This window comes from Pseudomonas sp. GQ91 (assembly GCF_059758795.1).
The window spans coordinates 291,724-306,408 of record NZ_JCAXED010000006.1; the positions used below are offsets into that span (position 1 = coordinate 291,724).

Below are 14,685 nucleotides of genomic sequence, written 5' to 3' on the forward strand. Positions count from 1 at the left end.
ACGACCAGTTCCCGAAAGGCCTTTCCCCAGATCCTCTTTGAATTCAAAGACGTTGCCATTAATCCAATACTCCACCGGCTTCGCGGTTGGCGCGATTCGTAGTCATGAGCTATGACTTGTTCGAGCTCACCGACCGGAGGCCGACATGAGACTGCAAAGCGACATAGGATGCACTTGCAGCGATCAAGGAGGACGCGCGACTGTGCTGGAGCGGACTGGCATCGCCGACGACAAAGCAGAAGCCTGAAATGGTCATCTGCCTGCGTCAGATCATAAATCTCACGATCTATGTGGCATCGGTTGGCCCATTCGTTGAGGTGCCAGGCGTTAGCTGATATCAGCTAATGCCTCACTCATCGCGCTAACAAACGTTGCGAAATTTTAGGTAGCACATTGACATCACTGAAATACGAGCTATTGATAAGAGGAGGAGCACATACAGCGCAACTGGGTGAATTAAAGATGAACGATAGGAACGTCAAATGGTGTTGCTTGGGTTTGGGATTTGCACTTCTATCGGGATGTTCTTTGTGGAGGTCCGAACCTGCGTGGCCATGGACACCCAAAGAGCTACCTTGCAGTTCAGTTTGTACTAATGATGACGCCGTAAAATCATTCACCGCAGCAATGACTTACTGCATTGCCCTGCAGAACTATCACGCAAAAAATGGGGGAGTTTTGAACTCAGGCCGGTTTGTCATGGCTGCAACCGGTACATTAGCTGGTGCCGTTTTCGCACCGCTAGCGAGTGGTTCGGCCTCCACCGCGTGGTCTGGCCTTTCCGGTTCGACGAACGCACTTCAATCATCGCTTGATGAGAATTTTTCTGCCGTCTTGGCCGTCAAGCGCAGATCCAGCGTCGCGAAAGCTGGGAAGGATGCATTGGAAACATTCCCGGGAAAAGCAGATCCAGATATTCGAGTTTATGCGTCCGTCGCAATGGCATTTAACTGCGCAGTTGCGGGTGCAGACGTAGATTCCGCGGCGATTCGTGCAATAACCGGTGCGGATATCAAGAATCCGTCAGTTAATCAAATTAATGGTCCAACTGCGCGGTAAAATGTTCATCGCCTGTATCGCCTCGCTCATTTCCCCAATGTCGTTCCAGGCCATCAACTCATCAAGCTTCTGCCGCGTGCCGAACCTGAGCCGGTGCCGGTGCCGCAATTCCTTCTCGTCGTACTCGATTCGCTTCTCGGCGGCCTTCGCTGATCGCTCTTTTCCACTCTTGGCCATGGCCTGCTCCTTTGATGCCGCTGGCCGGCAAGTCCAGCCAGGCCTGTCGTTTGCGTTGCTGGGTGCGAAAACGTCTCACGCTGCTACCTTGACCTGATGCCAGGCGCCGAACCGCCAAACCTTGCTGCTGGACGCGTTGGCAAGTGCCACCGCTCCGCTCCCACAAGTTGCGAGTACGGAGTTATGAGCCGCCGCAACGGACACTTGGGCGAGCGCCTGATCGAACTGTTCAACGCCCTGCAGCGTCGGGAAACCACCTTCGGCAAGATCTACGCCATGTCAGCATCGTGCGGGATCGACGCGCGCCGGGTGCTGGCAGACCACTTTCAAGGTGGTGCACCCCATGGCTAAGACAGTATTTCGGGTACGCCTTGATGGCGTGGCGTTCTACATGAACACCGAGACCTCATCGCCCGGTACCGGTCACCGAAACCGCTACCGCCTGTTCAAGACGGAGAACTATGGCCGCGATAAATCCGGTTGGATTCAGGTGGGCTCGACGGCCGGCCAAGAGCTGATGGCAATCCAGGACGAAAAGGCTCTTCTGAAAGCGTGTGAAAAGCTGTTCGCCAGCAAGAAGCCTCATCGTTACGACATTCACGGGGCGATACGCGGCAAACCAGGCAAGTGGGAAGGCGAAGCTTTTCCCGTCAGGAAGTCAGCGCAAACAACCTAACGCGACGTCGGGCGTAAAGAATGGCGAGGACCGCCTTGTGGTGCTCAATAGCGTTGCGAAGTCGGTAGTCGATCAGCAGCGCGGCCAAAGTAAGGAGTGGGTTTTCCCTTACGACGGCACAGCAATGCACCGAATGAACGACTCGGCCTGGAAGAAAGCACGGGTACGTGCAGGGAAGGTCTGGCAAGAGAGATATTTGAAACCGGCCTTGGCTGGCTTCGTATCGATCCGGGTTCACGACCTAAAGCACACCTTTGGCAGAAGGCTACGTGCAGCAGGCGTGACACTGGAAGATCGAAAGGCATTGCTTGGACACAAGAACGGCAGCATTACGAGCCACTATTCTACAGCAGAGCTTGGGCAACTGATCGAAGCGGCCAACAAAGCATCGACCACTGATTCACGGGGGCCGGCGCTGACCATACTCAGGAGGAAAACGGGATGATCCCCCGCAAAAGTCCCTACGCATGAAAAAGCCCAACTCGCTAAAGTTGGGCTAAGTCATTGAATAATATGGTCGGGACGGAGTGATTCGAACACTCGACCCCTAGCACCCCATGCTAGTGCGCTACCGGACTGCGCTACGCCCCGACTAGGCGTGAAACTGGGTTCGCTTCGCAAGGAAGCGATCAGGAATATACCGCAAGCTTTTGAAATGTGGAAGTATTTTAAAAGCCTGAATTACTTTTTCAGGACCACCAGCACATCTTCCAATTCGGAGATCATCTGGCGGATCAGTTGTTTGTACTGGGTGGTGTCGTCTTTGGCTTCATCACCCGACATACGTTGGCGCGCACCACTGATGGTGAACCCCTGGTCATAGAGCAACGCGCGGATCTGTCGGATCATCAGCACATCCTGGCGCTGATAATACCGACGGTTCCCGGTGCGTTTTACGGGGTTGAGTTGAGGAAACTCCTGCTCCCAATAGCGCAGCACGTGCGGTTTTACCGCACACAGCTCGCTGACTTCACCGATAGTGAAGTAGCGCTTGCCTGGGATGACGGGTAGCTCGTCGTTATGACTTGGTTCCAGCATAAGCCTCAACTCGGGCCTTCAACTTCTGCCCTGGACGAAAGGTGACCACACGGCGAGCCGTGATCGGGATTTCTTCTCCCGTTTTCGGATTGCGGCCCGGCCGCTGACGTTTGTCCCGCAGGTCAAAATTACCGAAACCGGACAATTTGACCTGTTCGTTGTCTTCAAGAGCGTGCCTGATTTCTTCAAAAAACAGCTCGACCAATTCCTTGGCCTCGCGCTTGTTCAGGCCCAACTCTTCATACAGACGTTCCGCCATCTCAGCTTTCGTCAAAGCCCCCATACGTCACTTCCTTAACGTGGCGTTTAACCTTTGTTCAAGCGAGGTGAGGATGTTTTGTGTCGTGGTATTCACCTCATCGTCATTAAGAGTGCGCGATGGATGCTGCCAGGTCAAGCCAACTGCAAGGCTTTTTCTATGCGGATCAATGCCTTTACCCTGATAGACGTCAAATAGCCTGAGGTCCGTCAGCCATTCCCCTGCATTTTCACGGATTACGTCCAGCACAGCACTGGCCGCCACTTCGCGATCGGCGATCAACGCCAGGTCGCGTCGTACTTCAGGAAAACGCGACAACTCGCTGAATTTCGGCATTTTGCCCGACGCCACTTCCGCCAGTACCAGCTCGAAAACGAAGACCGGACGATCGAGACCGAGGGTTTTCGACAATTCAGGGTGAATGGCACCGACAAAACCGACCAGGCGCCCTTCGCGCTCGATGCGCGCCGTCTGGCCTGGATGCAACGCCGGGTGGCTGCCTGGAACAAAGCTGAATGCGTCCAGCGCACCTGCAAAGCCCAGCACCGCTTCCACGTCAGCCTTGACGTCGAAGAAGTCCACCGTATCGCGTCCTTGTGCCCAGCCTTCCGGCAGACGGCTGCCACAGACCACGCCGGCCAGCATCGGCTCCTGCTTCAGGCCTTCCAATTGTCCGACAAAGCGCAGTCCACTTTCGAACATGCGTACGCGATCCTGCTGACGGTTCAGGTTGTGGCTGAGCGCCTTGACCAGGCCCGGCCACAACGACGAACGCATGGCCGCCATGTCATTGGAAATCGGGTTAGCCAGCAGCAAGGGCTCGACACCCGGATTGAACAGCTCGAACTGTTTCGGATCGATGAAGCTGTACGTCACCGCTTCCTGATAACCGCGAGCGACCAGCAGCCGACGCAGTTCCGGCAGATGGGCACGGGCCTCGGCCTTGGCCTGCGGCGCCAAGCGGGCTTGCGGATAACGAACCGGCAAGCGATTGTAGCCGTATAGACGCGCCAGCTCTTCGATCAGATCGACTTCAAGGCTGATATCGAAGCGATGGCTTGGCACTTCCACACGCCACTGCCCTGCTCCATCTGCCGCGACCCCAAGGCCCAAGGCCGACAGCAGACGCTCGATCTCAGCATTCTCGATCACCAGGCCGAGCATCTGCTCAACCCGCTGGGCACGCAAAGTGATCGGTGCGATCGACGGCAGGTGCTGCTCGCTGACGGTTTCAATGATCGGACCAGCTTCGCCGCCAGTGATTTCCAGCAGCAGGCCAGTGGCGCGCTCCATGGCTTCACGGGCCAACTGCCAGTCCACGCCACGCTCGTAGCGATGCGAGGCATCGGTGTGCAGACCGTAAGAACGGGCCTTGCCAGCCACGGCGATCTGGTCGAAGAAAGCACTTTCGAGGAATACATCGCGTGTCACCGAGGAGACACCGCTGTGCTCGCCGCCCATTACGCCGGCAATCGCCAGGGCGCGGGAATGGTCGGCAATCACCAACGTGTCGCTACGCAGGGCGACTTCCTGGCCGTCGAGCAACACCAGTTTCTCGCCTTCCTCGGCCATACGCACACGGATGCCGCCGTTGATTTCAGCGAGATCGAAGGCATGCAGCGGCTGACCCAACTCCAACATCACATAGTTAGTGATGTCGACAGCCGCATCGATGCTACGCACGTCAGCACGGCGCAGACGCTCAACCATCCACAACGGCGTGGGCTTGGACAAGTCGACATTCCGGATGACCCGGCCCAGGTAACGCGGGCAGGCAGTTGGCGCCAAGACTTCAACCGAGCGCACTTCGTCGTGGGCCGCAGGCACCGCAGCAACCGCAGGACGGGTAACAGGCGCAGCGTACAACGCGCCCACTTCACGAGCCATGCCGGCCAGGGACAGGCAGTCGCCGCGGTTCGGGGTCAGGTCGACCTCAATGCTGACGTCCTCCAGGTCCAGGTAAACACGGATGTCCTGGCCCACTGGCGCATCGGCCGGCAGCTCCATCAAGCCGTCATTACCTTCGCCAATCTGCAGCTCTGCCTGAGAGCAGAGCATGCCGTTGGACTCGACGCCGCGCAGCTTGGCTTTCTTGATCTTGAAGTCGCCCGGCAACTCGGCTCCGATCATGGCAAACGGAATTTTCAGGCCCGGGCGCACGTTTGGCGCTCCGCACACGACCTGGAACGTCTCCGCGCCATTGCTCACCTGGCATACCCGCAACTTGTCGGCGTCAGCGTGCTGCTCGGTGCTCAGCACCTCGCCCACCACCACGCCGCTGAAAACACCGGCGGCCGGCGTAACGCTATCGACCTCAAGACCGGCCATCGACAGACGCGCAACCAGCTCGTCGCGATTTACCTGCGGGCTTACCCAGCCACGCAGCCATTGTTCACTGAATTTCATCCTGCTCTCCTAAAGATCCGTTACGACTAGCGAAATTGCGCGAGGAACCGCAAGTCGTTGTCGAAGAACAGACGCAAGTCGTTCACGCCGTAACGCAACATGGCCAGACGCTCAACGCCCATGCCAAAGGCAAAGCCGGAAAACTCTTCCGGATCGATCCCGGACATCCGAAGCACATTGGGGTGAACCATGCCGCAGCCCATGACTTCCAGCCAGCCGGTCTGTTTGCAGACGCGGCAGCCTTTACCGCTGCACATCACGCATTCCATATCGACTTCAGCGGACGGCTCGGTGAACGGGAAGTACGACGGACGGAAACGCACCGCCAGTTCTTTCTCGAAGAACACCCGCAGGAACTCTTCGATGGTGCCTTTGAGGTCGGCAAAATTGATGTCGCGATCAACCAGCAGGCCTTCGACCTGGTGGAACATCGGCGAGTGAGTGATATCGGAGTCGCTACGGTACACACGGCCAGGGCAGACGATGCGGATCGGCGGCTGCTGCGATTCCATGGTGCGGACCTGTACCGGCGAGGTATGGGTGCGCAACAGCATGTTCGCATTGAAATAGAAGGTGTCATGCATCGAACGGGCCGGGTGATGGCCTGGGATGTTGAGCGCTTCAAAGTTGTGATAGTCGTCTTCGACCTCGGGACCTTCGGCGATGCCGTAGCCAATATGGGTGAAGAACTGCTCGATACGTTCCAGAGTCCGGGTAACCGGATGCAGACCGCCTGAGGTCTGGCCGCGGCCAGGCAGGGTCACGTCAATGGATTCGGCGGCGAGCTTGGCCGCAAGATCGGCCTCCTCGAACAACGCCTTGCGCGCATTGAGAACCTCTGTGACACGCTCCTTGGCAACGTTGATCAGCGCGCCGACTTGCGGACGCTCTTCTGCCGGCAAATTCCCCAGGGTCTTCATCACCTGAGTCAATTCACCCTTTTTGCCAAGGTAGTGAACCCGGATTTGCTCCAGGGCATTGATATCTTCAGCGCTTTGCACAGCCTCAAGAGCTTGAGCGACCAGCGCATCCAGGTTTTCCATGTACAGACTCCAGATACAAAATAGGGGAAGAGCTTGAAGGCTCTTCCCCTATTTATGACGTTTAACACCTTGGGCCACGGAAGTGACCCAGGGTGACTGTCGGGGGTACTTAAGCCAAGGTGGCTTTAGCTTTCTCGACAATCGCAGCAAACGCCGCTTTTTCGTTCACTGCCAGATCAGCCAGAACCTTACGGTCGATCTCGATGGACGCTTTTTTCAGGCCAGCGATGAAACGGCTGTAGGACAGGCCGTTAACACGCGCACCAGCATTGATACGAGCGATCCACAGAGCGCGGAACTGACGTTTTTTCTGACGACGGTCACGGTAGGCGTATTGGCCTGCCTTGATTACCGCTTGCTTGGCAACACGGAATACGCGTGAACGCGCGCCGTAGTAGCCTTTAGCAAGTTTCAGAATTTTTTTGTGACGCTTACGGGCAATGACGCCACGCTTTACACGAGCCATGAGTTACTTCCTCTATTCTTGATCCAAAAATTAACGAAGGCGCAGCATGCGCTCGACTTTTGCCACGTCAGACGGATGCAGCAAGCTGCTACCGCGCAGTTGACGCTTACGCTTGGTCGACATTTTGGTCAGGATGTGGCTCTTGAAAGCGTGCTTGTGCTTGATACCGTTAGCAGTTTTCAGAAACCGCTTAGCAGCACCACTTTTAGTCTTCATCTTTGGCATGTTCGGATACTCCGCATTCAGTTGATAAACATAATCAGAAGGCCTGCCGTGCCCAATTGATTACTTCTTCTTTTTCGGGGCGATGACCATGATCAGCTGGCGTCCTTCCATCTTAGGATGCTGTTCGACCGAACCGTACTCGAGCAGGTCAGCTTCAACCCGCTTGAGGAGTTCCATCCCCAGCTCCTGGTGGGCCATCTCACGGCCGCGGAATCGCAAGGATACCTTGGCCCTGTCCCCATCACTCAGGAAACGTACCAGGTTGCGCAGTTTTACCTGGTAATCCCCTTCCTCCGTCCCTGGACGAAACTTGATTTCTTTAACCTGGATCTGCTTCTGGTTTTTCTTGGCTGCGGCAATCTGCTTCTTCTTCTCGAAGATCGATTTGCCGTAGTCCATCAGCTTGCAGACAGGAGGTACAGCATCGGCGGAAATTTCCACCAAATCGAGCTTGGCTTCTTCAGCCTTAAGAAGCGCGTCTTCAATTGACACAATCCCAAGCTGCTCGCCTTCAGCCCCAATTAACCGAACCTCACGTGCCGAGATATTCTCGTTGATCGGGGCTTTCGGTGCAGCTCGTTTATCTTGTCTCATTTCACGCTTAATAGTAATTACTCCGAATCTGGGCGACCACGCCGGGAAACCGCTTGCGCGAGAAACTCAGCGAACTGGGCGACGGGCATCGAGCCCAGGTCAGCACCTTCACGAGTACGCACAGCGACAGTCTGCATCTCGACTTCCCGATCTCCGATAACCAAGAGATAGGGAACCTTGAGCAAAGTATGCTCACGGATTTTAAAGCCGATCTTTTCATTTCTCAAGTCAGACTTGGCACGAAATCCGCTTTCATTGAGAGTTTTTTCAACTTCAGTGGCAAAATCCGCCTGTTTATCAGTGATGTTCATGATCACTGCCTGGGTCGGAGCCAGCCACGCAGGGAACGCGCCCTCGTAGTGCTCGATCAGGATTCCGACAAACCGTTCGAACGAACCGAGGATCGCCCGATGCAACATGACCGGGTGTTTACGGCTGTTGTCTTCGGAGACGTATTCGGCTCCCAAACGGATCGGCAGGTTAAAATCGAGCTGCAAAGTACCACATTGCCAGACTCGACCAAGACAATCTTTCAGCGAGAACTCGATTTTCGGACCGTAGAACGCACCCTCACCCGGCTGCAAATCGTACGCAAGGCCCGCGCTGTCTAGCGCTGCGGCCAATGCCGCTTCGGCGCGATCCCACAATTCGTCGGAGCCAACGCGTTTTTCCGGACGAGTGGACAGCTTCATTTCGACTTCGGTGAAGCCGAAATCGCGGTAAACGTCCATGGTCAACTTGATGAAGGCAGCGGATTCGGCCTGCATCTGCTCTTCGGTGCAGAAAATATGAGCGTCGTCCTGGGTGAAACCACGTACACGCATGATGCCGTGGAGAGCACCCGATGGCTCGTTACGGTGGCAGGCACCGAACTCGGCCAGGCGCATCGGCAGTTCGCGGTAGCTCTTCAGGCCCTGATTGAACACCTGCACGTGGCAAGGGCAGTTCATCGGCTTGATGGCGTAGTCACGGTTTTCCGATTGCGTGGTGAACATGTTGTCCGCGTAGTTGGCCCAGTGCCCGGATTTCTCCCACAGGCTACGGTCAACCACCTGCGGCGTCTTGATCTCCAGGTAACCGTTCTCGCGCTGCACCTTGCGCATGTACTGCTCGAGCACCTGGTACAAGGTCCAGCCGTTCGGGTGCCAGAACACCATGCCCGGCGCTTCTTCCTGGAGATGGAACAGGTTCAGGCGCTTGCCGATTTTGCGGTGATCACGCTTCTCGGCTTCTTCGATACGCTGGATATAGGCGGCCAACTGCTTCTTGTCAGCCCAGGCAGTACCGTAGATCCGCTGCAACTGCTCGTTCTTGGCATCACCGCGCCAGTAGGCACCGGACAGCTTGGTCAGCTTGAACGACTTGAGGAAGCGTGTATTCGGCACGTGCGGGCCACGGCACATGTCGACGTATTCTTCGTGGTAGTACAACCCCATGGCCTGCTCATCCGGCATGTCTTCCACCAGGCGCAGCTTGTAGTCTTCGCCACGGGCGCTAAACACGTCGATCACTTCGGCGCGCGGAGTGACTTTCTTGATGACGTCGTAATCTTTCTCGATCAGCGCATGCATGCGCGCTTCGATCGCCGCCAGGTCGTCCGGGGTGAAAGGACGCTCGTAGGCGATGTCGTAATAAAAACCTTCTTCGATGACCGGTCCGATGACCATCTTCGCCGTCGGGTACAACTGTTTGACGGCGTGACCAATCAGGTGCGCGCAAGAGTGGCGAATGATCTCCAGCCCCTCTTGATCCTTGGGCGTAATGATTTGCAGGCTGGCATCGCCGGTGATCAGGTCGCTGGCATCTACCAGCTTGCCGTCGACCTTGCCGGCCACGGTGGCCTTGGCCAGGCCGGCACCAATGGATGCGGCGACCTCGGCTACGGAAACCGCATGATCGAATGAACGTTGACTGCCGTCGGGAAGAGTAATAGTTGGCATGGCGCCTCCTCTCCTAGTGGTGACCCCTACCAAAGGTCACGTGGGTTGGGATGAGCCAGTACAAGATCCAACACCAGGCCGTTCATGATGAACGCCTGCCTTACAGCGGCAGGGACCTTTCGGCCAACCGATAATCGAACCAGAGTGACTGGAGTTAAACAAAAAGGAAAACATGGCGAGGTGGCAAACGGCACACCTGAAAAGAGCCAAGCGGGAGATGCTAGCACAGATGAACGGTCATCGCGCCGCCACGCTCGCCTGCAACCACAAAATCCACTCTTTATAGGGGCAAAAGTGAACTTGAGCTGTACGCGAACCCTCAAACCCACTGAGAATCGCCGTTCGCCCTCGACTTAAAGGAGCACCCATGATGCGTTTTACCTCGACCCTCGCTCTCGCCGCCTCCCTCGCCTTCCTGTCCCTCGGCGCCCAGGCCGCGGCCCCTTCGAACTGGCCCGCCGGCGCCCGTGACAGCTTTGTCAGCGATTGCAGCGCCGCCGCCAGCCAGAACGTGGACGCCAAAACGGCCAAAGCCCATTGTGAATGCGGCGCGGACAAAATCAATGCCGAATTGAGCTCTGCGGAAATCACTGAACTCATGACCAACAAGGACGCCAGCGCGGAGCTTAAAAACAAAGCAGTGGCGGCTATTTCATCCTGCAAGGTCGTGAAGAAAAAGTAAGATCGGCCACCGTTCGGAGCCGCGTTTTGACGGAAAAACAGCCTGAAAACTGCTATTTCTCACAAATTACGTAGCTTTTACGGCTTTTTTTATCAACGGATATTTCGCACGGAAGCCCCGTAAACCGGGGCTTTCAGCAAAAAAAGGCTTTCAACGCAACGCGATTGATTAGCAAACAGTGCCTTGGGGGGGCTCCCAAGCCGAACATTTCGACTATGATAGCCCAGTGTGCCCAGTTGGCCTGAGCAGCACAGTACACTGAAAATATATGTTTCTTGGAGATACACCATGTCTAATCGCCAAACCGGCACCGTTAAATGGTTCAACGATGAAAAAGGCTTCGGCTTCATCACTCCTCAAGGTGGCGGTGACGACCTGTTCGTACACTTCAAAGCTATCGAAAGCGACGGTTTCAAAAGCCTGAAAGAAGGCCAGACCGTTTCCTTCGTGGCTGAGAAAGGCCAAAAGGGTATGCAAGCTGCACAGGTTCGCCCAGAGTAATTTCTGCGCCGATCAAAAAAACCCCGTCCATGCGACGGGGTTTTTTATGGGAGAAACAAAAGCGCCGAGCAATCAGCCGCAGTTAACGCGCGTGATGACCAGATTGGTATCGGTGTTGAGGTTCAGGCGATCAGAACGGTATTCCAGGGTAATCATGTCATTGGGCTTGAGAATCCGTGCATTCTGCGCCCCTGCCCGAGTACGGGCCTGTTCCAGCAATTGAGGCGAGGCTTTCTGGCCGACTGCGAACTGCGCAGCCGACGACTCACAACGGGTATAAGCAGCTTCAGCCGCAGCCGCGTCTTTGGCGGGCTCAGAGGTACTCGGGGTGCTGCAGCCAGTCAAAAGAGCTGCTGCCAACAACGTACCGAATGATGCGAGCTTCCAAGGCATGAAGCCTCCTTTGAGAAAAAATAGTCAGAGATCGTGCGACAGCCGTTTCCCGGATTGGTTTCAGGGTTGTCGCTGTTCATCGTAGGCAGTCTGCCTGACTCAACGACTGATCCCTGGGAATCAATCGTCACCAGATATGAATCTCAGTAGATGTCGATGTAGTCAAACGGGGGATTCGGCCAGTTCTGCTTCAGTGCATTGAAAATCTGCGTGACCCAGACTTCATCGCTGGCCGCGACATTGCCGACATAACCGGAGCCCTTGGCCCAGGTCTCCAGGCGAAACAGCAGCCCGTCGATATCCACACCCGCTACCTGACGCCCGGATGAGATGTAGGCGATACCGGCCTTGGTCACGCGCAACTGAGTGTGCTCGTCATCGCTGGCACTGGCGATCAATTGGCGCACGGCCGCCAACGTCAGGCTCTCAGGGTTGTTCAAATCGATCTGCACCTGGTGTTCCCCGCAACTAAACAGGTGGACAGTGTCGCACAGCCCTCTCCTCATGCCTAAGTAGCAGTGCCAAATGCCGCGCGAAATGGTTAACTGACTCGGCAAGAATCGCGTTTTAGCGCATCACCCCGTTTTTTTTAGCCCCGTGAGACACCCATGACCACCGTGACCCTCCAAGCCGACATCAAAGCCAAGTGGCCCCAAGGACAGAGCTCCTACAGTCCCGGAAGCCCGGAGGAGTTGGCGATCATCGGTATCGACCTGCTCGTGAAAGAACTGGGCACCCAGTCGGCGCAAGCGTTCATCGGCCAGATATTTGAAAAATACCCGGCCGATTATACGGGGGTACATAACCCCGAACGCGATTAGAAGTCGGGCGCCAAACGCTTTACTTCAAGCGAGCAAGGCGCTCGGTGAGCAGGTCGAAGAAGCCTTGGGCGTCGCCGTTTTCAACCCAGAACACGTTCTTTTCCTGCTTGAGGCCGTCATACCAGTCAACGATGGTCTGGCCAAAGGTCGGGCCTTCGCGACTGTCCACCACCATGTTGGCCTGTCGCCCGCTGAACAGCGCCGGCTTGAGCAGGTAGGCAATGACGGTAGCGTCATGCACCGGACCGCCCGGGATGCCGTAGTGCTCCATATCGCCCTTGACGTATTCATTCAGAATATTGCCGACCACCTTGCTGGCATTGTTTTTCAGGTCTGCGATCTTCTGCAGGCGCGCCTCGCTGGTGAGAACCTTATGGGTCACGTCCAGGGGCAGGTAGGTCAGCTTGACCCCACTTTTCAGCACAATTTCAGCGGCAATCGGGTCGGCGAACAGGTTGAACTCGGCCACCGGCGTAATGTTGCCGCCGTTGAAATGCGCGCCGCCCATCACCACCACTTCCTTGATGCCCTGGGTGATTTCAGGCGCCTGGGTCAATGCCAGCGCCAGGTTGGTCTGCGGGCCGAGCATGGCGATCGTGATGCTGTGGGGCTTGGCAGTGCTGAGCGTCTTGATGAGGTAGTCGACCGCATTCCCCTCGGCCAGGCCTTTTTTCGGTTCATGCACGGTAACGCCGGAAATACCCTCTTTGCCGTGGATGTTCTCGGCATAGATCGGCGTGCGCAGCAATGGCTTCGGCGCACCGGCATACACCGGAATTTCCTCGCGCCCCGCCCACTCGCGCGCCAGTCGCGCATTGCGCGAAGTCTTGTCCAGGCGCACGTTGCCCGCCACGGTAGTCAGCGCGCGAATATTCAGCTCTTCGGGAGAGGCCATGGCAAACAGCAACGCGACCACATCGTCGGCACCGGGATCGGTATCAATGATCAGGTCGATTTTTTCCGCCGCCTGGGCGCTCGCAGCTGTTAATACGGACAAAAGCAGCACACTCCGGAACAGATGTCGCAGGGTTTGGGCACTACGTTGCATGACACTCTCCTTGTCATTGGGAAATACTAGAAAGTCACGCCGGAAACCAGCGCGATATTGCAGTAAGGCTGACACTCGCCAGTACGCACCACCGCTCGCGCCTTGCGACTGAGCAGCTTGAACTCGTCATGACTCAACAGCCTCCGCTCGCCAAGATCAGCCGCCGCGAACGCATTCAGATGCGCCAGCGCCGGCGGTTGCTTGAGCAGGATTTCTTCGGCCAACACGTGGCTTTCGACCTGCATCTCGCTGAGTACGATGCGCAAGGTGCTGATGAAGTCCGGGATGCCCTGGGTCAACGCCAGATCAATCAACTCGACACCCGGTGGCACCGGCAAGCCGGCATCTGCGATCACCAGGATGTCACCATGGCCAAGGGATGCGATCACCCGCGACAAGGCGATATTGAGTAACGGAGTCTTTTTCATGCTGGAACAAAACCTTGTACGTCGTGCAACGTGGGAATGGAGGGCTGTGCACCGGCGCGGGTGACCGACAACGCCGCCGCGACCTGGCCAAAACGGATGGCCTCGGCTTCGCTTTTGCCGCTGGCCAGCGCGGCGGCAAAGCCACCGACGAACGTGTCGCCGGCTGCCGTGGTGTCAATCGCCTTGACCTTGGGCGCCAGCAAATGCTCGAAATCCCGGCCATTGGCGAACAACGCGCCTTGTGCGCCGAGGGTCACTATCACCTTGCCCGCTCCCGCCTTGATCAGGCGCGTAGCGGCCACTTTGGCGGTCTCCAGCGAGTCGACCACCACGCCGCTCAAGGCCGATGCCTCGCTTTCGTTGGGGATCAGGTAATCGATCGAAGCGTACCAGTCATCAGGCAGCGGGCCGCTGGCCGGGGCGGGATTGAGGATCACCGTCTTGCCCAGTTCACGACCGCGCTTGAGGGTATGGGCCACCGTCGCCATCGGCACCTCAAGTTGGCAGACAATCACATCGGCGGACTGCAACACAGCGTCGAACGACTGCACCACGGCAGGCATCAACTGACCGTTGCTGCCAGCCACGATGACAATCGCGTTCTGGCTGCTGTCATCCACCACGATCAACGCGACACCGCTGGAGCCATCGACCTGGCTGACGGCCTGGCAATCGATACCTTCCACCAACAGTGCGTCGCGCAGCTCGGTGCCATACGCATCGGCGCCCACGCAACCAATCATCGCAACGTTGCCCCCCAGACGCGCCGAGGCTACTGCCTGATTGGCCCCCTTCCCGCCCGGAACCGTGGAAAACGATTGGCCAATCAAGGTTTCACCGGCGCGGGGCAGCCGACCGGCCCGGGTGACCAGGTCCATGTTCAAGCTGCCGACTACCACTACTTTTGCTGGCATACATCAATACTCATC

General features: G+C 56.8%; 19 protein-coding genes, 1 tRNA gene and 1 pseudogene. 6 read left to right on the forward strand and 15 right to left on the reverse strand.

All coding sequences use genetic code 11. The annotated features are described in order from the left end of the window. Nucleotides 1-1,023: 1,023 nt before the first annotated feature. Entirely contained in the window at nucleotides 1,024-1,236 is a 213-nt protein-coding gene (locus AC6CIA_RS11670; protein WP_498312113.1) for a hypothetical protein, read from the reverse strand. Nucleotides 1,237-1,419: 183 nt separating this feature from the next. On the opposite strand from AC6CIA_RS11670, the gene AC6CIA_RS11675 reads away from it, so the two are divergent. The 3 genes and pseudogenes from AC6CIA_RS11675 to AC6CIA_RS11685 form a co-directional block, all read left to right on the forward strand. Beyond that, on the forward strand, nucleotides 1,420-1,587 hold the full coding sequence (locus AC6CIA_RS11675) for a hypothetical protein (RefSeq protein WP_498312115.1): 168 nt from the start codon (nucleotides 1,420-1,422) through the stop codon (nucleotides 1,585-1,587). Further along, nucleotides 1,580-1,912, forward strand: coding sequence for a hypothetical protein (locus tag AC6CIA_RS11680; RefSeq protein WP_498312117.1), 333 nt, complete (start codon nucleotides 1,580-1,582; stop codon nucleotides 1,910-1,912). Before AC6CIA_RS11675 ends, AC6CIA_RS11680 begins: the two co-directional genes overlap by 8 nt. A gap of 4 nt (nucleotides 1,913-1,916) precedes the next feature. Continuing rightward, a pseudogene (locus AC6CIA_RS11685) lies at nucleotides 1,917-2,357 on the forward strand (tyrosine-type recombinase/integrase); the annotation flags it as partial. A 69-nt stretch (nucleotides 2,358-2,426) separates the two neighbouring features. Here AC6CIA_RS11685 and AC6CIA_RS11690 read toward each other — a convergent pair. The 9 genes from AC6CIA_RS11690 to thrS form a co-directional block, all read right to left on the reverse strand. Then, a tRNA-Pro gene (locus AC6CIA_RS11690) sits at nucleotides 2,427-2,503 on the reverse strand. A 90-nt stretch (nucleotides 2,504-2,593) separates the two neighbouring features. Continuing rightward, the gene (locus tag AC6CIA_RS11695; RefSeq protein ID WP_003174972.1) at nucleotides 2,594-2,950 is read right to left on the reverse strand and encodes a MerR family transcriptional regulator; all 357 of its coding nucleotides are present in this window, start codon (nucleotides 2,948-2,950) and stop codon (nucleotides 2,594-2,596) included. Next, nucleotides 2,931-3,233 (reverse strand): integration host factor subunit alpha, encoded by a 303-nt coding sequence (ihfA, locus tag AC6CIA_RS11700; RefSeq protein WP_002553164.1) that lies wholly within the window; start codon nucleotides 3,231-3,233, stop codon nucleotides 2,931-2,933. The genes AC6CIA_RS11695 and ihfA overlap by 20 nt, the downstream gene beginning before the upstream one ends. 3 nt (nucleotides 3,234-3,236) lie before the next feature. Continuing rightward, the gene (gene pheT / locus AC6CIA_RS11705; RefSeq protein ID WP_498312119.1) at nucleotides 3,237-5,615 is read right to left on the reverse strand and encodes a phenylalanine--tRNA ligase subunit beta; all 2,379 of its coding nucleotides are present in this window, start codon (nucleotides 5,613-5,615) and stop codon (nucleotides 3,237-3,239) included. Nucleotides 5,616-5,641: 26 nt separating this feature from the next. After that, the gene (gene pheS / locus AC6CIA_RS11710; protein WP_003203624.1) at nucleotides 5,642-6,658 is read right to left on the reverse strand and encodes a phenylalanine--tRNA ligase subunit alpha; all 1,017 of its coding nucleotides are present in this window, start codon (nucleotides 6,656-6,658) and stop codon (nucleotides 5,642-5,644) included. A 109-nt stretch (nucleotides 6,659-6,767) separates the two neighbouring features. Further along, a complete protein-coding gene (gene rplT, locus AC6CIA_RS11715; RefSeq protein WP_002553161.1) occupies nucleotides 6,768-7,124 on the reverse strand; it encodes a 50S ribosomal protein L20 in 357 nt (118 codons plus the stop codon). A gap of 30 nt (nucleotides 7,125-7,154) precedes the next feature. After that, a complete protein-coding gene (gene rpmI / locus AC6CIA_RS11720) occupies nucleotides 7,155-7,349 on the reverse strand; it encodes a 50S ribosomal protein L35 (RefSeq protein ID WP_002553160.1) in 195 nt (64 codons plus the stop codon). A gap of 60 nt (nucleotides 7,350-7,409) precedes the next feature. Next, nucleotides 7,410-7,961, reverse strand: coding sequence for a translation initiation factor IF-3 (gene infC, locus AC6CIA_RS11725; RefSeq protein ID WP_169960276.1), 552 nt, complete (start codon nucleotides 7,959-7,961; stop codon nucleotides 7,410-7,412). Then, on the reverse strand, nucleotides 7,961-9,883 hold the full coding sequence (gene thrS / locus AC6CIA_RS11730; RefSeq protein ID WP_498312122.1) for a threonine--tRNA ligase: 1,923 nt from the start codon (nucleotides 9,881-9,883) through the stop codon (nucleotides 7,961-7,963). Before thrS ends, infC begins: the two co-directional genes overlap by 1 nt. 367 nt (nucleotides 9,884-10,250) lie before the next feature. Between thrS and AC6CIA_RS11735 the strand changes: the two genes are divergently transcribed. Together AC6CIA_RS11735 and AC6CIA_RS11740 are read left to right on the forward strand one after the other, a co-directional pair. Further along, the gene (locus tag AC6CIA_RS11735; protein WP_498312124.1) at nucleotides 10,251-10,565 is read left to right on the forward strand and encodes a hypothetical protein; all 315 of its coding nucleotides are present in this window, start codon (nucleotides 10,251-10,253) and stop codon (nucleotides 10,563-10,565) included. A 288-nt stretch (nucleotides 10,566-10,853) separates the two neighbouring features. Further along, a complete protein-coding gene (locus AC6CIA_RS11740) occupies nucleotides 10,854-11,066 on the forward strand; it encodes a cold-shock protein (protein ID WP_003179963.1) in 213 nt (70 codons plus the stop codon). A gap of 72 nt (nucleotides 11,067-11,138) precedes the next feature. On the opposite strand, the gene AC6CIA_RS11745 is transcribed toward AC6CIA_RS11740, so the two are convergent. Continuing rightward, complete coding sequence (locus AC6CIA_RS11745) at nucleotides 11,139-11,459, reverse strand: I78 family peptidase inhibitor (protein WP_498312126.1); 321 nt, start codon at nucleotides 11,457-11,459, stop codon at nucleotides 11,139-11,141. A 143-nt stretch (nucleotides 11,460-11,602) separates the two neighbouring features. After that, nucleotides 11,603-11,911, reverse strand: a complete 309-nt coding sequence (locus tag AC6CIA_RS11750) for a hypothetical protein (protein ID WP_498312128.1) — start codon at nucleotides 11,909-11,911, stop codon at nucleotides 11,603-11,605. A gap of 156 nt (nucleotides 11,912-12,067) precedes the next feature. On the opposite strand from AC6CIA_RS11750, the gene AC6CIA_RS11755 reads away from it, so the two are divergent. Then, complete coding sequence (locus AC6CIA_RS11755) at nucleotides 12,068-12,280, forward strand: hypothetical protein (RefSeq protein ID WP_498312130.1); 213 nt, start codon at nucleotides 12,068-12,070, stop codon at nucleotides 12,278-12,280. A gap of 19 nt (nucleotides 12,281-12,299) precedes the next feature. Here AC6CIA_RS11755 and AC6CIA_RS11760 read toward each other — a convergent pair whose 3' ends face one another. The 3 genes from AC6CIA_RS11760 to rbsK are packed head-to-tail and all read right to left on the reverse strand — an operon-like array spanning nucleotide 12,300 to nucleotide 14,670. Continuing rightward, on the reverse strand, nucleotides 12,300-13,328 hold the full coding sequence (locus AC6CIA_RS11760; RefSeq protein ID WP_498312132.1) for a nucleoside hydrolase: 1,029 nt from the start codon (nucleotides 13,326-13,328) through the stop codon (nucleotides 12,300-12,302). Between the two features lie 26 nt (nucleotides 13,329-13,354). Continuing rightward, nucleotides 13,355-13,756: a D-ribose pyranase gene (gene rbsD, locus AC6CIA_RS11765; RefSeq protein WP_498312134.1), complete on the reverse strand. Its 402-nt coding sequence runs from the start codon at nucleotides 13,754-13,756 to the stop codon at nucleotides 13,355-13,357. Beyond that, the gene (gene rbsK, locus AC6CIA_RS11770) at nucleotides 13,753-14,670 is read right to left on the reverse strand and encodes a ribokinase (RefSeq protein ID WP_498312136.1); all 918 of its coding nucleotides are present in this window, start codon (nucleotides 14,668-14,670) and stop codon (nucleotides 13,753-13,755) included. Before rbsK ends, rbsD begins: the two co-directional genes overlap by 4 nt. Nucleotides 14,671-14,685 lie beyond the last annotated feature (15 nt).

Bases quoted from the DNA above. Each gene is read 5' to 3' on its own strand.
- rbsD (WP_498312134.1), bottom strand. From the start codon at position 13,756: ATGAAAAAGACTCCGTTACTCAATATCGCCTTGTCGCGGGTGATCGCA.
- thrS (WP_498312122.1), bottom strand. From the start codon at position 9,883: ATGCCAACTATTACTCTTCCCGACGGCAGTCAACGTTCATTCGATCAT.
- AC6CIA_RS11695 (WP_003174972.1), bottom strand. From the start codon at position 2,950: ATGCTGGAACCAAGTCATAACGACGAGCTACCCGTCATCCCAGGCAAG.
- AC6CIA_RS11740 (WP_003179963.1), top strand. From the start codon at position 10,854: ATGTCTAATCGCCAAACCGGCACCGTTAAATGGTTCAACGATGAAAAA.
- AC6CIA_RS11755 (WP_498312130.1), top strand. From the start codon at position 12,068: ATGACCACCGTGACCCTCCAAGCCGACATCAAAGCCAAGTGGCCCCAA.
- ihfA (WP_002553164.1), bottom strand. From the start codon at position 3,233: ATGGGGGCTTTGACGAAAGCTGAGATGGCGGAACGTCTGTATGAAGAG.
- AC6CIA_RS11680 (WP_498312117.1), top strand. From the start codon at position 1,580: ATGGCTAAGACAGTATTTCGGGTACGCCTTGATGGCGTGGCGTTCTAC.
- pheT (WP_498312119.1), bottom strand. From the start codon at position 5,615: ATGAAATTCAGTGAACAATGGCTGCGTGGCTGGGTAAGCCCGCAGGTA.
- AC6CIA_RS11745 (WP_498312126.1), bottom strand. From the start codon at position 11,459: ATGCCTTGGAAGCTCGCATCATTCGGTACGTTGTTGGCAGCAGCTCTT.
- pheS (WP_003203624.1), bottom strand. From the start codon at position 6,658: ATGGAAAACCTGGATGCGCTGGTCGCTCAAGCTCTTGAGGCTGTGCAA.
- rplT (WP_002553161.1), bottom strand. From the start codon at position 7,124: ATGGCTCGTGTAAAGCGTGGCGTCATTGCCCGTAAGCGTCACAAAAAA.
- AC6CIA_RS11670 (WP_498312113.1), bottom strand. From the start codon at position 1,236: ATGGCCAAGAGTGGAAAAGAGCGATCAGCGAAGGCCGCCGAGAAGCGA.
- AC6CIA_RS11760 (WP_498312132.1), bottom strand. From the start codon at position 13,328: ATGCAACGTAGTGCCCAAACCCTGCGACATCTGTTCCGGAGTGTGCTG.
- rbsK (WP_498312136.1), bottom strand. From the start codon at position 14,670: ATGCCAGCAAAAGTAGTGGTAGTCGGCAGCTTGAACATGGACCTGGTC.
- AC6CIA_RS11735 (WP_498312124.1), top strand. From the start codon at position 10,251: ATGATGCGTTTTACCTCGACCCTCGCTCTCGCCGCCTCCCTCGCCTTC.
- rpmI (WP_002553160.1), bottom strand. From the start codon at position 7,349: ATGCCAAAGATGAAGACTAAAAGTGGTGCTGCTAAGCGGTTTCTGAAA.
- AC6CIA_RS11675 (WP_498312115.1), top strand. From the start codon at position 1,420: ATGAGCCGCCGCAACGGACACTTGGGCGAGCGCCTGATCGAACTGTTC.